This window comes from Microbacterium terrae (assembly GCF_017831975.1).
In the GTDB taxonomy this organism is placed as follows: domain Bacteria; phylum Actinomycetota; class Actinomycetes; order Actinomycetales; family Microbacteriaceae; genus Microbacterium; species Microbacterium terrae.
Window position 1 is genome coordinate 1993474 of record NZ_JAFDSS010000001.1, and the last position, 22642, is coordinate 2016115.

Annotated in this window: 22 protein-coding genes; 3 read left to right on the top strand and 19 right to left on the bottom strand. The window is 70.0% G+C overall.

Going from position 1 to position 22642, the window contains the following annotated elements; all coding sequences use genetic code 11:
• Positions 1-5: 5 nt before the first annotated feature.
• From JOD63_RS09255 to prmC, 10 genes are all read right to left on the bottom strand, one after another.
• Positions 6-902 carry a F0F1 ATP synthase subunit gamma gene (locus JOD63_RS09255; RefSeq protein WP_045274131.1) on the bottom strand — a complete coding sequence of 299 codons (897 nt, stop codon included), beginning with the start codon at positions 900-902 and terminating at the stop codon, positions 6-8.
• A 20-nt stretch (positions 903-922) separates the two neighbouring features.
• Positions 923-2560 (bottom strand): F0F1 ATP synthase subunit alpha, encoded by a 1638-nt coding sequence (gene atpA / locus JOD63_RS09260; protein WP_045274132.1) that lies wholly within the window; start codon positions 2558-2560, stop codon positions 923-925.
• Positions 2561-2634: 74 nt separating this feature from the next.
• Positions 2635-3426, bottom strand: coding sequence for a F0F1 ATP synthase subunit delta (locus tag JOD63_RS09265; RefSeq protein WP_045274133.1), 792 nt, complete (start codon positions 3424-3426; stop codon positions 2635-2637).
• Positions 3426-3980: a F0F1 ATP synthase subunit B gene (locus JOD63_RS09270; RefSeq protein ID WP_045274134.1), complete on the bottom strand. Its 555-nt coding sequence runs from the start codon at positions 3978-3980 to the stop codon at positions 3426-3428. The genes JOD63_RS09265 and JOD63_RS09270 overlap by 1 nt, the downstream gene beginning before the upstream one ends.
• Positions 3981-4008: 28 nt before the next feature.
• Positions 4009-4242, bottom strand: coding sequence for an ATP synthase F0 subunit C (gene atpE, locus JOD63_RS09275; RefSeq protein ID WP_045274135.1), 234 nt, complete (start codon positions 4240-4242; stop codon positions 4009-4011).
• Positions 4243-4288: 46 nt separating this feature from the next.
• Positions 4289-5077, bottom strand: a complete 789-nt coding sequence (gene atpB, locus JOD63_RS09280; RefSeq protein ID WP_211088187.1) for a F0F1 ATP synthase subunit A — start codon at positions 5075-5077, stop codon at positions 4289-4291.
• Positions 5078-5241: 164 nt separating this feature from the next.
• Positions 5242-5724: a hypothetical protein gene (locus JOD63_RS09285; RefSeq protein ID WP_045274136.1), complete on the bottom strand. Its 483-nt coding sequence runs from the start codon at positions 5722-5724 to the stop codon at positions 5242-5244.
• Positions 5721-6893, bottom strand: coding sequence for an MraY family glycosyltransferase (locus tag JOD63_RS09290; RefSeq protein ID WP_045274137.1), 1173 nt, complete (start codon positions 6891-6893; stop codon positions 5721-5723). The genes JOD63_RS09285 and JOD63_RS09290 overlap by 4 nt, the downstream gene beginning before the upstream one ends.
• Positions 6890-7576, bottom strand: a complete 687-nt coding sequence (locus tag JOD63_RS09295; protein ID WP_045274138.1) for an L-threonylcarbamoyladenylate synthase — start codon at positions 7574-7576, stop codon at positions 6890-6892. The genes JOD63_RS09290 and JOD63_RS09295 overlap by 4 nt, the downstream gene beginning before the upstream one ends.
• A gap of 33 nt (positions 7577-7609) precedes the next feature.
• Positions 7610-8488 (bottom strand): peptide chain release factor N(5)-glutamine methyltransferase, encoded by an 879-nt coding sequence (gene prmC, locus JOD63_RS09300; protein ID WP_045274139.1) that lies wholly within the window; start codon positions 8486-8488, stop codon positions 7610-7612.
• 215 nt (positions 8489-8703) lie between these two features.
• On the opposite strand from prmC, the gene cysK (JOD63_RS09305) reads away from it, so the two are divergent.
• From cysK (JOD63_RS09305) to epsC, 3 genes are read left to right on the top strand one after another with little or no spacing between them, the layout of a single operon-like run.
• Complete coding sequence (gene cysK / locus JOD63_RS09305; RefSeq protein WP_045274140.1) at positions 8704-9642, top strand: cysteine synthase A; 939 nt, start codon at positions 8704-8706, stop codon at positions 9640-9642.
• A 27-nt stretch (positions 9643-9669) separates the two neighbouring features.
• A complete protein-coding gene (gene cysK, locus JOD63_RS09310; protein WP_045274141.1) occupies positions 9670-10623 on the top strand; it encodes a cysteine synthase A in 954 nt (317 codons plus the stop codon).
• A gap of 5 nt (positions 10624-10628) precedes the next feature.
• Positions 10629-11201 (top strand): serine O-acetyltransferase EpsC, encoded by a 573-nt coding sequence (epsC, locus tag JOD63_RS09315; RefSeq protein ID WP_084613298.1) that lies wholly within the window; start codon positions 10629-10631, stop codon positions 11199-11201.
• Between the two features lie 49 nt (positions 11202-11250).
• Here epsC and JOD63_RS09320 read toward each other — a convergent pair whose 3' ends face one another.
• From JOD63_RS09320 to argS, 9 genes are all read right to left on the bottom strand, one after another.
• A complete protein-coding gene (locus tag JOD63_RS09320; RefSeq protein WP_045274142.1) occupies positions 11251-11658 on the bottom strand; it encodes a hypothetical protein in 408 nt (135 codons plus the stop codon).
• Between the two features lie 105 nt (positions 11659-11763).
• Positions 11764-12843, bottom strand: a complete 1080-nt coding sequence (prfA, locus tag JOD63_RS09325; RefSeq protein ID WP_045274143.1) for a peptide chain release factor 1 — start codon at positions 12841-12843, stop codon at positions 11764-11766.
• A gap of 27 nt (positions 12844-12870) precedes the next feature.
• Positions 12871-14985, bottom strand: coding sequence for a transcription termination factor Rho (gene rho / locus JOD63_RS09330; RefSeq protein ID WP_271180735.1), 2115 nt, complete (start codon positions 14983-14985; stop codon positions 12871-12873).
• Between the two features lie 194 nt (positions 14986-15179).
• Positions 15180-16151 carry a homoserine kinase gene (thrB, locus tag JOD63_RS09335; RefSeq protein WP_245617917.1) on the bottom strand — a complete coding sequence of 324 codons (972 nt, stop codon included), beginning with the start codon at positions 16149-16151 and terminating at the stop codon, positions 15180-15182.
• Positions 16148-17236: a threonine synthase gene (gene thrC, locus JOD63_RS09340; RefSeq protein WP_045274121.1), complete on the bottom strand. Its 1089-nt coding sequence runs from the start codon at positions 17234-17236 to the stop codon at positions 16148-16150. Before thrC ends, thrB begins: the two co-directional genes overlap by 4 nt.
• A 1-nt stretch (position 17237) precedes the next feature.
• The gene (locus JOD63_RS09345) at positions 17238-18542 is read right to left on the bottom strand and encodes a homoserine dehydrogenase (RefSeq protein WP_045274120.1); all 1305 of its coding nucleotides are present in this window, start codon (positions 18540-18542) and stop codon (positions 17238-17240) included.
• Positions 18539-19957 (bottom strand): diaminopimelate decarboxylase, encoded by a 1419-nt coding sequence (lysA, locus tag JOD63_RS09350; RefSeq protein WP_045274119.1) that lies wholly within the window; start codon positions 19955-19957, stop codon positions 18539-18541. The genes JOD63_RS09345 and lysA overlap by 4 nt, the downstream gene beginning before the upstream one ends.
• A gap of 174 nt (positions 19958-20131) precedes the next feature.
• Positions 20132-20965 (bottom strand): LmeA family phospholipid-binding protein, encoded by an 834-nt coding sequence (locus tag JOD63_RS09355; protein ID WP_045274118.1) that lies wholly within the window; start codon positions 20963-20965, stop codon positions 20132-20134.
• A 4-nt stretch (positions 20966-20969) separates the two neighbouring features.
• Positions 20970-22634 (bottom strand): arginine--tRNA ligase, encoded by a 1665-nt coding sequence (argS, locus tag JOD63_RS09360; protein ID WP_045274117.1) that lies wholly within the window; start codon positions 22632-22634, stop codon positions 20970-20972.
• Positions 22635-22642: the final 8 nt, after the last annotated feature.

The following is a 22642-nucleotide window of genomic DNA, read 5'->3' on the forward strand; positions in this document are numbered from 1 at the left end:
GTCGATCACTTGCGGGACGACAGGGCGTCGGCGCCGCCGACGATCTCTGCGATCTGCTGGGTGATCTCGGCCTGACGCGCGTTGTTGCGCAGGCGCGTGTAGTCGGTGATGAGGTTGTCGGCGTTGTCGCTGGCGGACTTCATCGCCTTCTGCGTCGCGGCGTGCTTCGCCGCCGACGACTGCAGGAGGGCGTTGAAGACGCGGCTCTGGATGTACACCGGCAGCACGGCGTCGAGGACGACGGACGCGTCGGGCTCGAACTCGTACAGCGGGTACACCGATGCCGACGACTCCTCTTCGGCCTCGACGACCTCGAGGGGCAGCAGGCGCACCGTCTCGGGCGACTGCGTCATCATGCTGACGAAGCGGTTGTAGACGAGGTGGATCTCGTCGACGCCCGCGTGGTCGCCGCCGCGGTCGTACGCGTCGAGCAGGGTGGCCGCAATCTCTTCAGCCGTGCTGAAGTGAGGGGTGTCGGTGTCGCCGACCCACTCGGCCGCCGACTCGATGCGACGGAACTGGAAGTACCCGACGGCCTTGCGACCGACCAGGTAGAACACCGGCTCCTTGCCCTGCTCACGGAGCAGCTGCGCGAGCTCGAGACCCTCACGGAGGATCTGCGAGTTGAACGCGCCGGCGAGTCCGCGGTCGGACGTGAAGATGACCACCGCCGAACGGCGGATCGTCTCACGCTCGACCGTCAGCGGGTGGTCGATGTTGGAGTGCGTCGCCACGGCGGAGACGGCCCGCGTCACGGCCTGCGCGAAGGGCGAGGACGCGCGCACGCGCGCCATCGCCTTCTGGATGCGCGAAGCCGCGATGAGTTCCATCGCCTTCGTGATCTTCTTGGTCGTCTGCGCAGAAGCGATCTTCTGCTTGTAGACCCGGAGTTGTGCGCCCATGGTTCTCGCCCCAGCGCGCCTTAGCGGCGGCCCTTGACGATCTTCTCCTGGTTGACGTCTTCGGCCTCGGCAGCTGCGACCTCTTCGTGACCGGGCTTCGAGATCGCCTGGCCCTTGCCGGCCTGGAACTCGAGGATGAACGCGTCGGTCTTCGCCGTGAGCTCGGCCACGGTCGCGTCGTCGAGGACGTTCGTGTCACGCAGCGTGTCGAGGATCGACGTGTTGCGGCGCAGGTAGTCGATGAGCTCCCGCTCGAAGGCGAGCACGTCCTCGACCTCGATCGTGTCGAGCTTGCCGTTGGTGCCGGCCCAGATCGAGACGACCTGCTCCTCGACGGGGTACGGGTCGTACTGCGGCTGCTTGAGCAGCTCGGTCAGACGCGCGCCACGGGCGAGCTGACGACGCGATGCGGCGTCGAGGTCGGACGCGAACATCGCGAACGCCTCGAGCGAGCGGTACTGGGCGAGCTCGAGCTTGAGCGTTCCCGAGACCTTCTTGATCGACTTGACCTGAGCGTCACCGCCGACTCGCGAGACCGAGATGCCCACGTCGACAGCAGGACGCTGGTTGGCGTTGAACAGGTCGGACTGCAGGAAGATCTGGCCGTCGGTGATCGAGATGACGTTGGTCGGGATGTACGCCGAGACGTCGTTGGCCTTCGTCTCGATGATCGGAAGACCGGTCATCGAGCCCGCGCCCAGCTCGTCCGAGAGCTTCGCGCAGCGCTCGAGCAGACGCGAGTGCAGGTAGAAGACGTCACCGGGGTACGCCTCGCGGCCCGGCGGGCGACGGAGCAGGAGCGACACGGCGCGGTACGCCTCAGCCTGCTTCGACAGGTCGTCGAAGATGATGAGGACGTGCTTCGAGTCGTACATCCAGTGCTGGCCGATGGCCGAGCCGGTGTACGGCGCGAGGTACTTGAAGCCGGCGGGGTCGGAGGCGGGAGCGGCGACGATCGTCGTGTACTCCATGGCTCCGGCGTCCTCGAGCGCGCCCTTCACCGAAGCGATGGTCGAGCCCTTCTGGCCGATGGCGACGTAGATGCAGCGGACCTGCTTCTCGGGGTCGCCCGACTCCCAGTTGGACTTCTGGTTGATGATCGTGTCGATCGCGATCGCGGTCTTGCCGGTCTGGCGGTCGCCGATGATGAGCTGACGCTGGCCGCGGCCGACGGGGATCATGGCGTCGATCGCCTTGATGCCGGTCTGCAGGGGCTCGTGCACCGACTTGCGCTGCATGACGCCCGGAGCCTGGAGCTCCAGCGCGCGGCGGCCGACGGTGGCGATCTCGCCGAGGCCGTCGATCGGGTTGCCGAGCGGGTCGACCACACGGCCGAGGTAGCCGTCGCCGACGGCGACCGAGAGCACCTCACCGGTGCGGGTCACCTGCTGGCCGGCCTCGACACCGGAGAAGTCGCCCAGGACGACCACACCGATCTGATGCTCGTCCAGGTTCAGCGCGAGGCCCTGCGTGCCGTCGGCGAACACGACGAGTTCGTTCGCCATGACACCCGGCAGGCCCTCGACGTGGGCGATGCCGTCGGCCGCGTCGACGACGGTGCCGACCTCGGTCGCCGCAGCGCCCGTCGGCTCGTACGCGGCGACGAAGTCCTTCAGCGCGTCACGGATGACGTCGGGGCTGATAGAGAGATCTGCCATTGTTTTCCTTCGTTCATGGGGCCTCGGCCCCGAAATCTCCGCCGCGTCCGTGTATGGCGCAGACGGGAAGTTCTCTAGCCGGCGAGTCGCTGGCGGAGGTCCGCCAGTCGGGTCGACACGCTCGCGTCGATCACGTCATCGGCGATCTGCACGCGCAGTCCGCCGACGACGCTCGGGTCGACGACCGTGTTCAGCGACACCGGGGTGCCGTAGCGCTGGGACAGGGCCGCGGACAGGCGCTCGCTCTGCGCGGCGCTGAGCGGCGCCGCGGCGATGACCGTCGCGACGGCACGGCCGCGCTGGTCAGCGACGACGCGCATCGCACGCGAGAGGAGCTGGCGCACGCGCCGCTCACGCGGGTGACGGACGAGGGATGCCACGATCAGCGTGGTGGCCGTGCTTGCGCGTCCCTTCAGGAGGGTCTCGACGAGCGAGCCCTTCGCCGCCGAGCCACCCAGGCGGCTGCCCAGTGCGAGCTCGAGCTCCGGGTTGTCGGCGACCGTGCGCGAGAAGCGGAACAGCTCCGACTCGACGTCGACCGTGGGCTCGGCGATCGCGGCTGCCCGCACCGCGAGCTCCTCGATCGCGTCGACCAGGTCGGACGCCGAGGACCAGCGCTGCTCGACGGCGGTCGTCAGCAGCGACACCGTCGCGGGCTTCACGGACCGGCCGAACACGTCGGCCACGACCTTCACGCGGGCTTCCGGCGCCGCCGCGGAGTCGGCAAGCGCGCCGCTCAGCTGCGACGAGTCGCCCACGGCGCGTGCCACGGCGAAGAGTTCACCGGCCACGTCGAGGTCGACGCCCGACCCGGCGCCGAGCGCCGTCGTCGTCGCCGCGAGGGCCTGAGTGGTCGCGCTGCCCATTACGCCTTGGCTCCTTCGGAGGCCTCGAGGTCTGCGAGGAAGCGGTCGACAACGGCCTGAGCCTTCTTGTCGTCGGAGAGCGTCTCGCCGATCACACCGCCGGCCAGGTCGAGCGCCAGCGTGCCAACCTCGCTGCGCAGCGACACCAGAGCAGTCTGACGCTCGGCCTCGATCTGCGCGTGCGCGGTCGAGGTGAGGCGTGCAGCCTCGGTCGACGCGGTCTCCTTGGCTTCGGCGACGATCTTCTTGCCGTCCTCGCGGGCGGCGTCGCGGATCTCACCGGCTTCCCTGCGGGCGTCGGCGAGCTGCGCGGTGTACTCCTCGAGCGCCGCCTCGGCCTTGCGCTGGGCCTCGTCGGCCTTCGCGATGTTGCCTTCGATGGCGGCCGAGCGCTCGTCGAGCAGCGTCTTCATCTTCGGGAGTGCAATCTTCCAGAAGAGGAAGAGGATGATGATGAAGCAGACCGACGACCAGATGATGTCGTACCAGGCGGGGATGAGGGGATTCTGGACCTCCCCCTCCTCCGCCGCGTACGCGACAAGAGCGTTCAGCATCCTGTCTCCTTTGGACTGAGTTCGACGATCAGACGAAGATGAAGTAGGTGGCGATGCCGATGAAGGCGAGCGCCTCGGTGAAGGCGATACCGATCCACATCAGCACCTGCAGGCGGCCGGCCAGCTCGGGCTGGCGGGCGACGCCCTCGATCGTCTTGCCGACGACGATGCCCACGCCGATGGCCGGGCCGATGGCGGCGAGGCCGTAGCCCATCGTCGCGACGTTGCCGCTGAGCTCTGCGAGAACCGTAGTTGCGTCCACGGGGGTGTTTCCTTTCAGTTGTGGGCGGCCTTCCGGCCGTCCCGTATCAGTGCTCTTCAGCGACCGCGAGCTGGATGTAGACCGCGGTGAGAAGGGCGAAGACGTAAGCCTGGAGGACGGCCACCAGGATCTCGAACAGGGTGAAGACGAAGCCGAACGCGAGGGTTCCGGCGCCGAGCACCGTCCACCAGCCGCCGAGCTGCACGACGAAGAACTGCGTGGCCGCGAAGAACAGCACGAGCAGCAGGTGGCCGACCATCATGTTCATCAGGAGTCGCAGCGTCAGCGTGACGGGACGGATGATGAAGGTCGAGATCAGCTCGATCGGCGTGACGATGATGTAGATCGGCCACGGCACGCCCGACGGGAAGAGCGAGTTCTTGAAGAAGTTCTTCGGGCTCTTCTTGATGCCGGCGTAGATGAACGTCACGTAGCTGATGATCGCGAGCGTGAGAGGCACCGCGACGATGCTCGTACCGGCGATGTTCAGGAACGGGATGATTCCCGTGATGTTCATGAACAGGATCATGAAGAACATCGTCGTGAGGATCGGAAGGAAGCGCTGGGCGTCCTTCTTGCCGAGGAGGTCTTCGCCGATGTTGACGCGCACGAAGTCCAGGCCCATCTCGACCAGGCTCTGGAACCGGCCGGGGACGACCGTCATGCGGCGGGTGCCGAGCCAGAAGATCAGGACGATGGCGGCCGTCGCGAGGAACTGGATCAGATGGATCCGGTTGATCTCGAGGGCGCCGATCTGGAAGAGCGTCTCCGGGAAGAACTCATCGATCGAGGGGCCGTGGAACTCGGGGGCATCCGCGGCAATGGGGGCGATCAGGGTCGCAGCTTGAGTAAACAGCGCTGGCTCCAGCTTCGGGGCAACCGGAATGAACCGTTGCGACGATGGTCGATGAGCGTCACTCCGCAAATGCTCGCAAGGCGAGCGGCGGGCGCGAGATCAGCCTATCAAACTCGCGGGGCTCCTGAGTCCGCGCTGTGAGGCTAGCCTTCCTCGGCGCGCTTGTCGCCCGCATCCGGGTCTGTCGGAAGCTCGACATCGCTCACGTGCGGCACGCGCATGCGCATCAGCACGACCACGTCGACGATGAGCGAGGCCAGCACGCTCGCCACGATCGCGAGGAAGAACACGGTCGGCTCGATCCACGGCTGGTCGCGCAGCAGCAGCAGGGCGACCAGGAAGATCACGAACTTCAGGATCCAGCCGCCGAGCACGATCGCGAAGAACAGCGGCACGTAGAGCGCATCGCCGTACCAGCGGTTGGCGATCAGGATGCTGGCGCCCGTGATCGCGAGGAACACCGCGGCCACCAGCACGCCGAGAAGCGCGCTCCACAGGCCCTCGGTGCCGGCGACCAGGAATCCGACGACGCCGCCGACGACGGCGAGCACCGCGGTGACGGCGCCGGACCACACCAGGACGGTGCGCAGGATCGGTGTGCTCGAGACGGGGCTTGCGGGACTCATCGGGCGGGCTCCAGACGGGGGCTGTGTGCGGACGGCGACGCCGTGCGCACGCGGGAGGGGGTGAGGGTGACGACGAGGCACGCGGCGGCGCCGACGACGCCGAAGGCGACCCCGAGCAGGTAGTCACCCGGCCATTCCTCGGTGGTGCCGATGTACATCAGCAGGAACGCGAGGCTCACGATGGCGGTCCACGCGTAGAAGATCAGCACGGCGTCACGGTCGGAGTGCCCCATGTCGAGCATCCGGTGGTGCAGGTGCTTGCGGTCGGGTGAGAAGGGCGACTTGCCCTTGCTCATGCGGCGCACGACGGCGAGGCCGAAGTCGAGCAGGGGCAGCATGACCACGACGACCGGCAGCAGGATCGGGATGAAGGCACCGAGCAGCTGCGACCGGCCGAACTCGTCGTTGTCGCCGACGACCGCGGGGTTGAGGTTGCCGGTCACGGCGATCGCCGAGCACGCCATGAGGAGGCCGAGCATGAGGGCGCCGGAGTCGCCCATGAAGAGCTTCGCGGGGCTCCAGTTCAGGGGCAGGAAGCCGATGCACGCGCCGATGAGCACGGCGGCGATGAGCGAGGCGAGGTTGAAGTAGGTGCTCGCCCCCTGGTCGCGCCAGAGCAGGTACGAGTAGGCGAAGAACACGCTGTTGGCGATGAGGCAGACGCCGGCGACGAGGCCGTCGAGCCCGTCGATGAAGTTCACCGCGTTCATCACGACGACGATCGAGAACACCGTGAGGGTGAAGCTCACCCAGCTCGATCCGACCGCCAGCCCGCCGATGGGGAGCGAATAGATCTGCAGCTCGCCGAACCACGCGATCACCCCGGCTGCGAGGAACTGCGCGCCGAGCTTGATCATCCAGTCGAGGTCCCACAGGTCGTCGGCGACGCCGACGAGCACGATGAGGGTGGTGGCGCCGAGGATCGCCCAGATCTGCTGCGGGTTGGTCCACACGATCGCGAAGAACGGATGCTGCGCCGATACCGCGAACATCGCCAGCACCCCGAGGTACATCGCGAGGCCGCCGAGGCGCGGCGTGGGGTTCTTGTGCACGTCCCGTTCGCGGATGCCCGGGTAGAGCTTGTACTTCAGTGCGAGCCGCCAGACCGCCCACGCCAGGACGAAGGTGACCGTGGCGGTGAAGATGATCGTGAAGACGTACTGCTTCACGTGCTTTCCGCGTCTTCGGGGTCTGCCTCGAGCAGATCGCCGAGCACGCCACGGAGCCGCTCGCGGCTGATCGCGCCGTCGCGCAGCACCCGCACCACCGGCTCGTCCGAGGCGATGAGCCCCGTGGCGTCGATGATCGTCGAGGCGATGCCGTCGGCCGAGGGCCCGTCGCCGAGGTAGACAGCCACGCTCTCCCCCAGCATCCCCTCCGCATCCTCGGCGGTCACCGCTGCGGCCTTGCCGCTGAGGTTGGCGCTCGAGACGGCGAGCGGCCCGGTCTCTTCGAGCAGCTCGAGCGCGATGCGGTGCGCGGGCATGCGCACGGCGACGGTTCCGCGCGTCTCGCCGAGATCCCACGACAGCGTCGGCAGCGCCGGGAGCACGATCGTGAGGCCGCCCGGCCAGAACGCCTCGACGAGTCGCTCCACCGCCTCGGGCACCTCGGCGACGAGGGCGCGGAGCGTGTTGGCACCGGCGACGAGCACCGGCGGCGGCATGTCGCGTCCGCGCCCCTTGGCGTCGAGCAGGCGCTGGACGGCGGCGGCGTCGAACGCATCGGCGGCCACGCCGTACACGGTGTCGGTGGGCAGCACGACCAGCTCACCGCGGGCGATGGCCTGGCGCGCCTGGCGCATGCCGGCGAGGACCTGAGCCTCGTCGCGGCAGTCGAAGATGGGGGACATGGCATCCCGATTCTAGGTGCTGACCCTGGACGATCACGGCCGGATGGCAGTGGTGGCGCGGTCGCGCATGGTGAGATCGGGATGCGTCGCCGTCGCGAGCCACCCATCGGCCTCGAGGATCGCGCGGATCGGGGCGCCCTGCCATTCGCCGTGCTCGATCACGAGCATGCCGCCCGGGTGCGCGAGGCGCAGACCCACTCCGCTGAGCACGCGGACGACGTCGAGTCCGTCCGCTCCCCCGTACAGCGCCGCGGGCGGGTCGAACAGCCGCACTTCGGGGTCGCGCGGGATCGCCTCGTCGGGCACGTAGGGCGGATTCGAGGCGACGACCGAGACGGTGCCGTCGAGCTCGGGGAACGCGTGGGCCAGATCGACGAACGCCAGACGCGCGTTCGGCGCGGCGACCCGGGCGAAGTTCTCCTTCGTCCACACGAACGCGTCGACGGAGTTCTCGGCGGCGTGCACCTGCGCGTGCGGCACCTCGGTCGCCATCGCCAGGGCGATCGCGCCGCTCCCGGTGCCGAGATCGACGGCGACGGGCGAATCGGATGCCGCGGCCAGCAGCGCGTCGATGGCGAGCTGGGCGACCATCTCGGTCTCGGGCCGGGGCACGAACACCCCGGGGCCGACGCGCAGCTCGAGGTGACGGAACGGCGCGGTGCCCGTGATGTGCTGCAGCGGCTCGCGCGTCGCGCGCCGGGTGACGGCGCGCTCGAACTCCGCTGCGGGGTCGGGGTCGAGCGCGTCGCCACGGATCGCGGCAGCCTGAACGCCGCCGCGGCTGAGGCCGAGCACGTGGGCGAGCAGCAGCTCGGCGTCGACCTGGGCATCGGGGACGCCGGTGCGCGCGAGCACGTCGACGGCGCGGCGGAGCGCGGCGTCGACACGGAGGGGGGATGCGGGTGAGGCCATGAGCTCGAACCACCCTAAGCCCCGGCGGGCGCGCCGTATCATCGCATCCGCGGGCGTCGACGGCGCGTCCGCACCGAACGCCCGCCGCATCCACCGCATCCGCGCCGCCATATGCCGAAACACAAGGACTCGGGCCGACGCCGCCGCCCTAGAGTTGTGCTCGCGCGGCTCACCCGCCCCGCACGCAGAGACGCCGCCGACTCGAAAGGCCCGACATGACCGGCATCCTTCCCGACATCACCGCCGCATTCGGAAACACGCCGCTGGTGCGGCTCAACCACGTGACCGAGGGTGTGGGCGCGAACGTGCTCGCCAAGCTCGAGTTCTACAACCCCGCGTCGAGCGTGAAAGACCGCCTCGGCATCGCGATCGTCGACGCCGCCGAGGCATCGGGCGACCTGCAGCCCGGCGGCACAATCGTCGAGGCCACGAGCGGCAACACCGGCATCGCACTGGCCATGGTCGGCGCGGCGCGCGGCTACCGCGTCGTGCTCGCCATGCCCTCCTCGATGTCGATCGAGCGTCGCCTGCTGCTCAAGGCGTACGGAGCCGAGCTCGTGCTCACCGACCCCGCCGGCGGCATGAAGGGCGCCGTCGCGAAGGCGGAGGAGCTCGTCGCCGAGATCCCCGGAGCCGTCCTCGCGCGTCAGTTCGAGAATGAGGCCAACCCCGCGATCCACCGCAAGACGACCGCCGAGGAGATCATCCGCGACACCGACGGCCAGGTCGACTACTTCGTCGCCGGCATCGGCACCGGCGGCACGATCACCGGCGTCGGACAGGTGCTCAAGGAGCGCGTCCCTGGCGCGAAGGTGATCGCGGTCGAGCCGGCCGACTCGCCGCTGCTCACCAAGGGCACCCCCGGCCCCCACAAGATCCAGGGCATCGGGCCCAACTTCATCCCGGCGATCCTCGACCAGGGCGTCATCGACGAGGTCATCGACGTCGAGTTCCCCGACGCGATCTCGACCGCGCGCGCCGTGGGCGCCAAGGACGGCATCCTCGTCGGCATCTCCTCCGGCGCCGCCATCTGGGCCGCACTGCAGATCGCAGCCCGCCCCGAAGCCGCGGGGAAGAACATCGTCGTGGTGATCCCCTCGTTCGGCGAGCGCTACCTGTCGACGGCCCTCTTCGAGGATCTGCGAGAGGATTGAGCGACTTCCGCTTCTGAAAGGCGCTTCGTGACCGGCATCCATTCCGACATCACCACCGCCTTCGGCGACACCCCCTTGGTTCGGCTCAACAGCCTGACCGAGGGGGTTTCGGCCGAGGTGCTGGCGAAGCTCGAGTTCTACAACCCCGGATCCTCCGTGAAGGATCGACTGGGCTACGCGCTGATCGAGGCGGCCGAGGAGGCGGGCGAACTGCTCCCCGGCGGCACCATCGTCGAGTCCACGAGCGGCAACACCGGCATCGCGCTCGCCCTCATCGGCGCGGCGCGCGGCTACCGCGTCATCCTCACGATGCCGGCATCCATGTCGAAGGAGCGCCGCACGCTGCTCAAGGCGTACGGGGCGGAGCTCATCCTCACCGACCCGTACAAGGGCATGACTGAAGCAGTCGCCACCGCCGAGCGGATCGTGGCCGAGACCCCCGGCGCGGTGCTCGCCAAGCAGTTCGAGTCGGCCGCGAACGCGGCGATCCACCGCCGCACCACCGCCGAGGAGATCTGGCGCGACACCGACGGCCGGGTCGACTGGTTCGTCGCCGGCTCGGGAACCGGAGGCACGATCACCGGCGTCGGCCAGGTGCTCAAGGAGCGCAATCCCGACGTGAAGATCGTGCTGGTCGAGCCCAAGGACTCCCCCATGCTCACCGAGGGGCGTGCCGGCGGGCACCGCATCCAGGGCATCGGGCCGAACTTCATCCCGCCCGTGCTCGACCGCTCGGTGATCGACGAGGTGTACGACGTCGAGTTCGACGACGCCATCACCGTGGCGCGCGACCTCGCGACCCGCGAGGGCATCCTCGCCGGCATGTCGGCGGGCGCCGCCGTCTGGGCCGCCCTCGACATCGCGCGGCGCCCGGAGGCCGCCGGGCAGCGGATCGTCGTCATCGTGCCCGACTCGGGCGAGCGGTACCTGTCGACGGCGCTCTACGAGCACCTGCGCGAGCCTGACAAGGCCGCCTCGTGAACGCGCTGACCCGCACGATCGCGCACGTGCGCGAAGACCTCGTCGCGGCGCGGCTGCGCGACCCCGCGGCGCGCTCCTCCATCGAGATCGCGCTGCTCTATCCGGGGTTGCACGCCATCTGGGCGCACCGCGTCTGGCACGCCCTGTGGGTGCGACGCATCCGCTTCATCGCGCGCGCCGGCTCGCAGATTACCCGCTGGCTCACCGGCATCGAGATCCACCCGGGCGCCACGATCGGCCGCCGCTTCTTCATCGACCACGGCATGGGCGTCGTGATCGGCGAGACCGCCGAGGTCGGCGACGACGTGATGCTCTACCACGGCGTCACCCTCGGGGGCCGTCAGCGCGAGGCCGGCAAGCGCCACCCGACGATCCAGGACGGCGTGGCGATCGGCGCCGGCGCCAAGGTGCTCGGGCCGATCACCATCGGCGAGCACTCCGTGATCGGCGCGAACGCCGTCGTCACGAAGGATGCCCCGGCCGACAGCGTGCTCGTCGGAGTCCCCGCCAAGCACCGGTCGCGCCGCGTCGGCGAGGACACCCGCGCGCTGCTGAGCGCGCCCGAGTACGTGATCTGACGCGCGCGTCCCCGTCCCCGTCCGCGGCGCGCGCCAAGCGTGCCCGGGGCTAGCTGCCGTCGCGGCGCTCCTGGATCTTCTTCTTGATGAAGATCGCCGGGAGGAGCCAGGTCGCGAGGGCCGTGAAGATCCAGACGATGACGGGCGCTGCGAGCCAGGTCCACCACGGGGCGCCGATCGTGAGGCCCGCGCCCGGGATGAGCACGACGACGAGCAGCGCGATGAAGGTCGAGACGATGCCGATGCCGCCCACCAGGAACGAGGCGCGACGCTCGGCCGAGCGCTGCAGCCACGGCGTCAGCAGGCTCTGCAGCACGGCGAAGATGAGGATCGCGAGCACGAAGCCCCACCAGTCGCTCCAGTCGATCGTGAAGCCGGCGAGGATCAGATCGGCTGCGATGAGACCGATGGCCGACGACGCGATGAAGATCAGCGTGCGGAGGAGGAACATGATCATGGCGCGAGCGTAGCGCCGCGCCCGCCCTCAGCGCGAGAATGTCGCCCTGTGTCGGCGGGGGCGCACCGCGACCCCGTGAAGCTCAGTCCGCGGAGGAGACCGCTCTCAAGCCTCGGAGCCGAGCGCCGCCAGCCGTGCCTCTTCGTCGGTCGTGATCGCCGACTCGATGATCGGCTCGAGTGCGCCGTCCATCACCTGGTCGAGGTTGTACGCCTTGTACCCGGTGCGGTGGTCGGCGATGCGGTTCTCGGGGAAGTTGTACGTGCGGATGCGCTCGGAGCGGTCCATCCCGCGGATCTGCGAGCGACGGGCGTCGGATGCCGCGGCATCCAGCTCCTCCTGCTGCTTGGCGAGCAGGCGCGCACGCAGCACGCGCATGCCGGCCTCGCGGTTCTGCAGCTGCGACTTCTCGTTCTGCATCGACACGACGATCCCGGTGGGAACGTGCGTGATCCGCACGGCGGAGTCGGTGGTGTTCACCGACTGGCCGCCGGGACCCGACGAGCGGAAGACGTCGATCTTCAGGTCGTTCTGGTCGATGTGGATCTCTTCGGGCTCGTCGACCTCGGGGAAGACGAGCACCCCGGTCGTCGAGGTGTGGATGCGCCCGGCAGACTCGGTCGCCGGCACCCGCTGCACGCGGTGCACGCCGCCCTCGTACTTGAGATGCGCCCACACGCCCTGCGCGGGATCGCTCGAGGAGCCCTTGATGGCGACCTGCACGTCTTTGTAGCCGCCGAGGTCGGACTCGTTGCGCTCGAGGAGCTCGGTCTTCCAGCCTTTCGAGGCTGCGTACTGCACGTACATGCGCAGGAGGTCGGCCGCGAACAGCGCCGACTCGGCGCCGCCCTCGCCCTGCTTGATCTCCATGATCACGTCGCGCGCGTCGTCGGGGTCGCGCGGGATGAGCAGACGCCGCAGGCGCTCCTGCGCCTCGGCGAGTCGCTCCTCGAGCGCCGGCACCTCTTCGGCGAACGCGTCGTCTTCGCGAGCGAGCTCGCGGGCGGCATCCAGATCTTCGGATGCCGCCAGCCAGTCCTCGTGCGCCTTGACGATGCGTGACAGCTCGGCGTAGCGCCGATTGACCTTCTTCGCGCGCGCCGCATCGGCGTGGACGGCGGGATCGGAGAGCTCGACCTGAACTGCGGCGTGCTCTTCGATCAGCGCCTTCACGGATTCGAACACGTGGTTCTCCCCCAGCTGATCAGCAGATCAGCGGATGCTGTTGTCGTGCGCGTGGCTGTGCCCGCCGCCGGTCTGCGGCGTCGGGATCGACTTCTGCATCTGCACGAGGAACTCGACGTTCGACTGGGTCTCCTTGAGCTTGCCCAGCACGACCTCGAGCGCCTGCTGCGGGTCGAGGCCCGCGAGGGCGCGCCGCAGCTTCCACGTGATCTTGACCTCGTCGGCCGACAGCAGCATCTCTTCGCGACGGGTGCTCGACGCGTTCACGTCGACCGCCGGGAAGATCCGCTTGTCGGCGAGCTGACGCGACAGACGCAGCTCGCTGTTGCCGGTGCCCTTGAACTCCTCGAAGATGACGTCGTCCATCTTGGAGCCGGTCTCGACGAGCGCCGTGGCGAGGATCGTGAGCGATCCGCCGTTCTCGATGTTGCGTGCGGCGCCGAAGAAGCGCTTGGGCGGGTACAGCGCCGATGCGTCGACACCGCCGGTGAGCACGCGACCCGAGGTCGGCGCCGAGATGTTGTACGCGCGACCGAGGCGGGTGATCGAGTCGAGGAGCACGACCACGTCGCGACCGAGCTCGACGAGGCGCTTGGCGCGCTCGATCGCGAGCTCGGCGACCGTGGTGTGGTCCTCGGCAGGGCGGTCGAAGGTCGAGGCGATGACCTCGCCCTTCACCGTGCGCTGCATGTCGGTGACCTCTTCGGGGCGCTCGTCGACGAGGACGACCATGAGGTGGACCTCGGGGTTGTTCGTCGCGATGGCGTTGGCGATCTGCTGCAGCACGATCGTCTTGCCGGCCTTGGGCGGCGCGACGATGAGGCCGCGCTGACCCTTGCCGATGGGCGCGACCAGGTCGATGATGCGCTGCGTCAGCTTCTCGGGCGCGGTCTCGAGGCGCAGGCGCTCCTGCGGGTACAGCGGCGTCAGCTTGCCGAACTCCACGCGGTTCGCGGCGTCGTCGACCGACAGGCCGTTGATCGCGTCGACCTTGACCAGCGCGTTGTACTTCTGGCGGCTGGACTGCTCGCCCTCGCGCGGCTGCTTGATGGCGCCCACGACGGCGTCACCCTTGCGCAGGTTGTACTTCTTCACCTGGCCGAGCGAGACGTACACGTCGCTCGTACCGGGGAGGTAGCCGCTGGTGCGCACGAACGCGTAGTTGTCGAGCACATCGAGGATGCCGGCGATCGGGATGAGGACGTCGTCCTCGCCGATCTCGGTCTCGAACTCGTCGCCGGTGGCGGGGCCACGGCGCTTGTTGCGCTGGCGGCCGCGGCCGCCGCCCTGCTGGTCGTCGTCGTCGCTCTTCGGCGCCTCGGACGGGCCGTTCTGGGCGTTCTGGCCACCCTGCGCGTTCTGGCCGTTCTGGCCACCCTGCGCGTTCTGGCCGTTCTGGCCGTTCTGGCCGCCCTGGGCGTTGCGGCCACGGCTGCGGCTGCGGCTGCGGCTGCGGCTGCGCGACGAGGTCTCGTCGCCCGCGCCCTGGTCAGCGGCATCGGTCGATGCGTCGGCGGCGGCATCTGCGGCCGGCTCGGCGGCGTCAGCCTCGGCGGGCGCTGCGTCAGCGGCAGCCTCGGCCGGAGCCTCGGCGGGCTTGGCTGCGGCGCGGCCTCGGCCACGACCGCGTCCGGTCGTCTTGGGTGCGGCGGCCGGTGCGGCCTCGGCCGCAGCGTCCGCCGATGCCTCGTCGGCGGCGGGCTCGACGACCGCCTCGGCGGGCGCGTCGGCAGCCGGGGCCTCGGCCACAGTTTCGGCGGGTGCGGCGTCGGCGGCCGGCACGTCGGTGCTCTTGGCGCGGCGCGGCGCGCGCTTGCGCGGCGCCTTCACGGGCGGGGCGGCCTCTTCGGCGACGGGCTCGTCGGCCGCGGCGGGCGCTTCGGCGACAGCATCCGCGGTCGCCTCCTCGACGACCTCGGCGACGGGCTCCGCTGCGGGAGCCTCCTCAGGCGGCGCGTCGGCGGCAGCAGCCTCGACCTCGGCGTCAGCCTCAGCCTCGGCCTCCGGGGCCGTCTCGGCCTCGGGTGCGGTGGTGGCGGCGGCCTCTTCGGCCGGCGCCTCGGTCACGATCTCGGCCTGCTCGGGCGCATCGGTGCGCTCGTCGGTGTCGGAATCGGTGTGGATCTCGGAGATGGACTCCACGAGTTCTCCCTTGTGAAACGAATGGAATATGCACGACCGCACGGCGAATGCTGCGTGGCAGCTATCTGCCCGACCCTTCGGCGGACTCGATGCCCTGGATGGGGCTCGCGAACCGCTACGGCTCTCAGAGACCGCCTGCGGGATGGGGGGCTGTGCGGGGGATTCGCAGAATTGCGACGGAGGCCAGATTCACGCTAGGTGGCACCCTCCGCGTACTCCCTCACTGTACCACCCTTGAAGTCGACGGCGAGCATGTGCGCCTCCCACGGGGTGTCGGAGACGGATGCCGCGAGCTCGGCGGCCTCGAGTCGGCGGCCGGGACCGTCGGCGAGGACCAGCACGCTGGGCCCCGCCCCCGACACGACGGCCGCGAACCCCGCGGCGCGCAGCGCCCGCACCAGACGGTCGGTGCCGGGCATCGCCTGAGCGCGGTAGTTCTGATGCAGCTTGTCTTCGGTCGCCGCCATCAGCAGCTCGGGGCTCTGCGTGAGTGCGGCGATGAGCAGCGCCGATCGCGACACGTTGAAGACCGCGTCCTCGCGCGGCACCTGCAGCGGCTGCAGGCTGCGCGCGACCTCGGTCGACATCGTGAAGTCGGGCACGAACACGAGCGGCGAGACGCCGCGGTGCACGAGCAGCTTCTTGTGCTGCGGCCCGGTCTCGTCGACCCAGGCGATCGTCAGACCGCCGAAGAGCGCGGGTGCGACGTTGTCGGGGTGGCCCTCGAGCTCGGTCGCGAGCCGCAGCAGCGTCTCGTCGCCGATCTCGACGTCACCGGCGAGGAGCCCCTGGGCGGCGAGGATGCCCGACACCACGGCAGCGCCCGACGAGCCGAGTCCTCGCCCGTGCGGGATCACGTTGCGCGCCTGCAGTCGCAGGCCCGGCATCCGTCGCCCTGTCGCCGCGAACGCGTGAGCGATCGAGCGGACCACGAGGTTCGAGCCGTCGCGCGGCACATCGCCCATGCCCTCGCCCTCGACGTCGATCTCGAGCTCGCCCTCCGGGAGCGCGGTGACGATCAGTTCGTCGTAGACGCTCAGCGCGAGTCCGAGCGTGTCGAAGCCGGGGCCGAGGTTGGCGCTCGTGGCCGGCACCCGGACGACGACCGAGCGGCCGGGGGCCACCGTCGCCTCACCGGGCTGCACGCCGGTCACGGCTGCGCTCACGCGGTCGCCTCCACGGGCGCCAGATCGAGCACCGAGGCCACTTCGCTCGTCTCGGCGTCGACCACCGTCGGCTGCACGTCGGAGCCGTCGGCGTTGCGCAGGGCCCACTGCGGGTCCTTGAGTCCGTGGCCGGTGACGGTGAGCACGACGCGGGCGCCCTGCGGCACGATGCCCGCCTCGACGCGGTCGAGCAGACCCGCGACGCTGATCGCCGAAGCCGGCTCGACGAAGATGCCCACCTCGCCCGCCAGCAGCTTCTGGGCTGCGAGGATGCGGGTGTCGTCGATGGCGCCGAACCAGCCGTCGGTGGCGTCGCGCGCCTCGAGGGCGAGCTCCCACGATGCAGGATTGCCGATGCGGATCGCGCTCGCGACCGTCTCGGGGTTCTTCACGACCTCGCCGCGCACGAGCGGCGCAGAGCCCTCGGCCTGGAAGCCGAACATGCGCGGCACGCGGGTCGAGACGCCGGCCTCGGCCTCTTCGCGGTACCCGCGGGTGTATGCGGTGTAGTTGCCCGCGTTGCCCACCGGGATGAAGTGGAAGTCGGGCGCATCGCCGAGCTGCTCGACGACCTCGTATGCGGCGGTCTTCTGACCGTCGATGCGGTCGGGGTTGACCGAGTTGACGAGGTGCACCGGGTAGTGGTCGGCGAGCTCGCGCGCGATCTCGAGGCAGTCGTCGAAGTTGCCGCGCACCTGGATGAGGCGGCCGTTGTGGGCCACCGCCTGGCTGAGCTTGCCCATCGCGATCTTGCCCTCGGGCACGAGCACCGCGGCGGTGATGCCGGCGTGCGCGGCGTACGCCGCGGCCGACGCCGACGTGTTGCCCGTCGACGCGCAGATGACGGCCTTCGCCCCGTGCTCGATCGCCCGCGAGACGGCGACGGTCATGCCGCGGTCCTTGAACGAGCCCGTCGGGTTCATGCCCTCGAACTTCACCCACACGTCGGTGCCGGTCAGGCGCGACAGTGCCGGTGCCGGGAGCAGCGGCGTGCCGCCCTCGCCGAGGGTGACGACCGTCGAGGCGTCGGTGACGCCCAGCCGATCTGCGTATTCGCGGAGCACTCCGCGCCAAACATGTGCCATGTCAGTCTCCTTCCACGCGCAGGACCGAGACGACGCGCTCCACGACGCCGCTCGCTGCGAGCCGTTCGACGGTCTCGCTGAGGTCCTGCTCCAGTGCCTTGTGCGTTCCGATGACCAGTCGCGCTGTTGCGGCGTCCTCGCCGGCGACGGTCTGCTCCAGGGTCGCGATCGATACGCGACCGTCGCTGAGGGTGCCCGCGACGGTGGCGAGCACGCCCGGACGGTCGTCGACCTCGACGGTGATCTGGTAGCGGGTGGTCACCCGCCCGATGTCGACGATCGGCAGGTTCGCGAGCGTGGACTCCCCCACGCCGACGCCGCCCGCGATGTGGCGGCGGGCAGCCGAGACGACATCGCCGAGGACCGCCGACGCGGTCTGCACGCCGCCGGCGCCGGCGCCGTAGAACATGAGGTTGCCCGCGGCCTCGGCCTGCACGAAGACGGCGTTGTTCGCGCCGTGCACGCTCGCGAGCGGGTGCGACCGGTCGACCAGCGCCGGGTACACCCGCACCGAGATCGACTCCTCGCTCTCATCGCCGAGTCGCTCGCACACGGCGAGCAGCTTGACGACGTAGCCCGCGTGGCGGGCGGCATCCATCATCGTCTTGTCGATCGAGGTGATGCCCTCACGGTGCACCGACTCGAGCGGAACAGTCGTGTGGAAGGCGAGGCTCGCGAGGATCGCCGCCTTCTGCGCCGCGTCGAAGCCCTCGACGTCGGCGGTCGGGTCGGCCTCGGCGTACCCGAGGCGCTGAGCGTCGGCCAGCACGTCGGCGAACTCGGCGCCCTCGGTGTCCATACGGTCGAGGATGTAGTTCGTGGTGCCGTTGACGATTCCCATGATGCGCTGCACCCGGTCGCCGGCGAGCGAGTCGCGCAGCGGTCGGATGATCGGGATCGCACCCGCGGCGGCAGCCTCGTAGTACACCTCGGCGCCCACCTGGTCTGCGGCGTCGAAGATCTCGGGACCGTGGGTGGCCAGCAGCGCCTTGTTGGCGGTGACGACGTCGGCGCCCGAGTTGATCGCCTGCAGCAGGTAGGTGCGCGCCGGCTCGATCCCGCCCATGAGTTCGATCACGATGTCGGCACCGACGATCAGCGACTCGGCATCGGTCGTGAACAGCTCCCGCGGCAGATCGCCCTCGCGCGGCGCATCGAGGTTGCGCACCGCGATGCCGGCGAGCTCGAGCGTCGCTCCTGCGCGGTCGGCCAGTTCGCCGGAGTGCTTCAGCAGCAGGCGGGCGACCTGCGAGCCCACGGCTCCGGCACCCAGCAGCGCTACCCGGAGGCGGCGGTAGTCGGTCATGCGTTCCCTTCCCTGGCGGCGGTGAGACCCGCGTCGCGCGCGAGTAGGTCGTCGACCGTCTCGCCGCGCACGATGACGCGCGCCTCTCCCCCGCGCAGCGCCACGACGGGCGGGCGGGGGACGTAGTTGTAGTTGCTGGCGAGCGAGAAGCAGTAGGCGCCGGTCGCGGGCACCGCGAGCAGATCGCCGGGCGTGACATCGGCCGGCAGGTACTCGGCGTCGACGACGATGTCGCCCGACTCGCAGTGCTTGCCGACGACGCGAGCGAGGACCGGTTCAGCGGTCGACGCCCGCGAGACGATGCGCGCCGAGAAGGCGGCGCCGTAGAGCGAGGGGCGCGCGTTGTCGCTCATGCCGCCGTCGACGCTCACATACAGGCGCGTGGCGCCGCCTTCGAGGTCGACGCGCTTGGTGGTGCCGACCTCGTAGAGGGTGACGCCGGCGCGGCCCACGATCGCGCGACCCGGCTCGAACGCCAGGTTCGGAACGGGGATGCCGCGCACGGCGCACTCCTGCGCGACTGCCTCGACGATCCCGGTCGCGAGCTCCTCGATCGGCGTCGGGTCGTCGGCGGACGTGTAGGCGATGCCGAAGCCGCCGCCGAGGTTGAGCACCGGAAGCGGCCCGCCCTCGAGGAGCGTCGCATGCAGCTCCACGATGCGTGCGGCAGCCTCGCGGAAGCCCGCGCTGCCGAAGATCTGCGAGCCGATGTGGCTGTGGATTCCCACGAGCTCCAGGCCCGACAGCTCGCGGATGCGCGCGGCGGCGGTCACGGCGTCGGTCAGGGTGAAGCCGAACTTCTGGTCCTCGTGCGCGGTGGCGAGGAAATCGTGGGTCTCGGCGTGCACGCCGCTGTTGACGCGGACGAGCACCGCCTGCGTCGCGCCGTGGCGCTGCACGATCGCGGCGAGGCGCTCGATCTCGATCGCACTGTCGACGACGATCGACCCGACGCCTGCTTCGACGGCGCGCTCGAGTTCGGCGACGCTCTTGTTGTTGCCGTGGAACCCGAGCCGCGCCGGGTCGGCGCCGGCCGCGAGGGCGAGCGCGAGCTCGCCGCCGGTGCACACGTCGACCGCCAGCCCCTCGTCGGTGACCCAGCGCACCACCTCGGCGCTCAGGAACGCCTTGCCCGCGTAGTACACGCGGGCCTGTGCGCTCTGCAGCGCGGCGGCGGCACGGAAGGCGTCGAGCGTGCGCCGCGCGGTCGCGCGGACCTCGTCTTCGTCGAGCACCCACAGCGGAGTGCCGAACCGCGTGGCGAGCTCGGCGGCGGCGACGCCACCGAACGACACCTCGCCTCCGGCGCCGCGCTCGGCGGCGACCGGCCACACCTTCTCGACCAGGCCGTTCACGTCGGCGGGCTCATCGAGCCATGCCGGGGCCGGGGTGCGAAGGTGCGAGGAGGCGGACACGGGTGGAACCAATCGGTATGTGCTTCGGCGCGGGGGCGGCCGCGATGCGGCGGGATGCCGCGGCCGGTGGACTCACGTGCCGGGCAGTCCTTGCAGTCTAGGGCACCGCGCCCGCGCTCCCCGTGCCGTGTGACACACGGTGTCGAGGTCGCCTCGCGGTGCCACCGCGCCGCGTCAGGCGCAGGTGCCCGAGGCCTGCAGCGCGGGGTCGCTGACGATCGCGCCGTCGACGTCAAGGTCGGCGACGAGCTGCTCCCCCACCACCTCCACGCCGGTCACGGTGATCGCCGCCGGCATGTACTCGGCGAGGCAGACCGTCCAGTCCTTCAGCACCACGTCGGCCACCACGCCGAACTGCTCGCGCAGCCGGTCGGCGGTGATCTCGGCACCTGCCACCTCGATGCCGGCGGGCGAGAGCACCAGGTCTCCGTCTGCCGCCGTCGGCGTGAGCGAGACGGCCACGGGAACCTGCACGCCGAAGAACGACAGCTCGGTGGTGAACGCCACGTCGGGCTCGTCGAGGATGAGCGTGTCGGCCGGGAACCCGTCGACGGATGCCATGAGCGTGCGCAGCTCCTCCTCGTCGACGGTGACCGTCGCCGAGGCCTGACCGATCGGCGCGTCGCCGCGCACGGGCACATCGTGCGCGACCACCGTCACGTCGCCGGTGAGCCCCTTCAGCGGCACGTCGTCGGACGAGACGGTGATCTCGCCGATCGTTCCGCCGATGAGCTGCGGAAGCACGGCACCGGCCACCTCGACGTCGATCTGCTGGTCGGCGGGCAGCGACAGCCGGGTGACGACCTGCTCGCGGACCGTCTTCGTCACGAGGTCGCGCGCGATCGCCTCGCCGGCGAACCATGCCACCACCGCGAGCACGACGACGATCGCGAACCCGATGATCCAGGCGATCCAGCCGCGCCGGCGACGCGGCGCGGCCGCCGGCGCGGCGGCGTGCACGGCGTCTTCGGGAATGGGCAGCGTCGGCTGCGTGTCGGCGCTGCTCATGTCGTCACATCCGCTCTGGCGCGCTCACGCCGAGGAGTCCGAGGCCGTTGCGCAGCACCTGGCCGGTGGCGTCATTGAGCCACAGGCGCGTGCGGTGCACGGACTCGACGGGCCCGTCGCCGAGCGGGATCACCCGGCAGTTGTCGTACCACTTGTGGTAGAGACCCGCCAGCTCCTCGAGGTAGCGGGCGACCCGGTGCGGCTCGCGCACCTCGGCGGCGTACGCGATGACGCGCGGGAACTCCTGCAGCGCGCCGAGGAGAGCGGACTCGGTCTCGTGGGTGAGGAGTTCCGGTGCGAACTCGGAGCGGTCGACCCCGGATGCCGCGGCGTTGCGCCCGACGTTGTGGGTGCGGGCGTGCGCGTACTGCACGTAGAACACGGGGTTGTCGTTCGTGCGCTTCTGCAGCACGTCGAGATCGATATCGAGGTTGGAGTCGGCCGAGCTGCGCACCAAGGCGTAGCGCGCTGCATCCACCCCGACGATCTCGACGAGGTCCTCGAGGGTGACCACCGTGCCTGCGCGCTTGGACATGCGCATCGGCTGGCCGTCCTTGACGAGGTTGACCATCTGCCCGATGAGGATCTGCAGGTTCACGTACGGCTCGTCGCCGAAGGCCGCCGTCATCGCCATCAATCGCTGCACGTAGCCGTGGTGGTCGGCACCGAGCATGATGATGCAGCGGTTGAACCCGCGCTCGCGCTTGTCGAGGTAGTACGCCAGGTCGCCCGAGATGTATGCGGGGGTGCCGTTGGAGCGGATCACGACGCGGTCGCGGTCATCACCGAACGTCGTGGAGCGCAGCCAGGTGGCACCGTCGGCCTCGAAGATGTGGCCGAGCTCGCGCAGCCGGGCCACGGCGCGCTCGACGGCGCCCGACTCGTGCAGGTCGTTCTCGTGGAAGTACACATCGAAGTCGACGCCGAACTCGTGCAGCGACGTCTTGATCTCGTCGAACATGAAGCCGACGCCGATCTCGCGGAACGCCTCCTGCTTCGCGGCGTCGTCGAGAGCGTCGATGTCGCCCTCGTACGCGAGCGCCACACGGCGCGCGATGTCGATGATGTAGCCGCCGCCGTAGCCGTCCTCCGGCGTCGGCAGCCCGTCGTGGGCTGCGAGGAGGCTGCGCGCGAAGCGGTCGATCTGCGCACCGTGGTCGTTGAAGTAGTACTCGCGCGTCACGCTCGCGCCCTGAGCGGAGAGGATGCGCGCGAGCGAGTCGCCGAGCGCGGCCCAGCGCGTTCCGCCCAGGTGGATCGGACCGGTCGGGTTCGCCGAGACGAACTCGAGGTTGATGACTTCGCCGTCGAGCGCGGTCGACGTGCCGAAGGAGGCCCCGGCATCGACGATGGTCTTCGCGAGGGCTCCGGCGGCTGCGGCATCCAGCCGGATGTTGATGAACCCGGGCCCGGCGACCTCGACGCTGGCGACGCCGTCGACGGCGGCCAGTGCGTCGGCGATCTCGGCCGCGAACTCGCGCGGGTTGGCGCCGATCTGCTTCGACAGCTTGAGCGCGGCGTTCGACGCCCAGTCGCCGTGGTCGCGGTTCTTGGGCCGCTCGAGAACGAGGTCGGCGGCGGTGAGACCCTCGCTCGCGCCGGCGCGTCGGGCCTCGGCGAGCGGGGCGATCACGGCGAGCAGGGCAGCGGAGAGGGCTTCAGGGTTCATAACCCGTC

What these genes read in the sequence shown, in the direction of transcription:
- JOD63_RS09295 (WP_045274138.1), bottom strand. Translation starts at nt 7,576, where the DNA reads ATGTCCCCCATCTTCGACTGCCGCGACGAGGCTCAGGTCCTCGCCGGC.
- JOD63_RS09345 (WP_045274120.1), bottom strand. Translation starts at nt 18,542, where the DNA reads ATGACCGACTACCGCCGCCTCCGGGTAGCGCTGCTGGGTGCCGGAGCC.
- thrC (WP_045274121.1), bottom strand. Translation starts at nt 17,236, where the DNA reads ATGGCACATGTTTGGCGCGGAGTGCTCCGCGAATACGCAGATCGGCTG.
- argS (WP_045274117.1), bottom strand. Translation starts at nt 22,634, where the DNA reads ATGAACCCTGAAGCCCTCTCCGCTGCCCTGCTCGCCGTGATCGCCCCG.
- JOD63_RS09265 (WP_045274133.1), bottom strand. Translation starts at nt 3,426, where the DNA reads ATGGGCAGCGCGACCACTCAGGCCCTCGCGGCGACGACGACGGCGCTC.
- JOD63_RS09285 (WP_045274136.1), bottom strand. Translation starts at nt 5,724, where the DNA reads ATGAGTCCCGCAAGCCCCGTCTCGAGCACACCGATCCTGCGCACCGTC.
- JOD63_RS09270 (WP_045274134.1), bottom strand. Translation starts at nt 3,980, where the DNA reads ATGCTGAACGCTCTTGTCGCGTACGCGGCGGAGGAGGGGGAGGTCCAG.
- JOD63_RS09255 (WP_045274131.1), bottom strand. Translation starts at nt 902, where the DNA reads ATGGGCGCACAACTCCGGGTCTACAAGCAGAAGATCGCTTCTGCGCAG.
- JOD63_RS09355 (WP_045274118.1), bottom strand. Translation starts at nt 20,965, where the DNA reads ATGAGCAGCGCCGACACGCAGCCGACGCTGCCCATTCCCGAAGACGCC.
- prmC (WP_045274139.1), bottom strand. Translation starts at nt 8,488, where the DNA reads ATGGCCTCACCCGCATCCCCCCTCCGTGTCGACGCCGCGCTCCGCCGC.
- JOD63_RS09320 (WP_045274142.1), bottom strand. Translation starts at nt 11,658, where the DNA reads ATGATCATGTTCCTCCTCCGCACGCTGATCTTCATCGCGTCGTCGGCC.
- cysK (WP_045274140.1), top strand. Translation starts at nt 8,704, where the DNA reads ATGACCGGCATCCTTCCCGACATCACCGCCGCATTCGGAAACACGCCG.
- atpA (WP_045274132.1), bottom strand. Translation starts at nt 2,560, where the DNA reads ATGGCAGATCTCTCTATCAGCCCCGACGTCATCCGTGACGCGCTGAAG.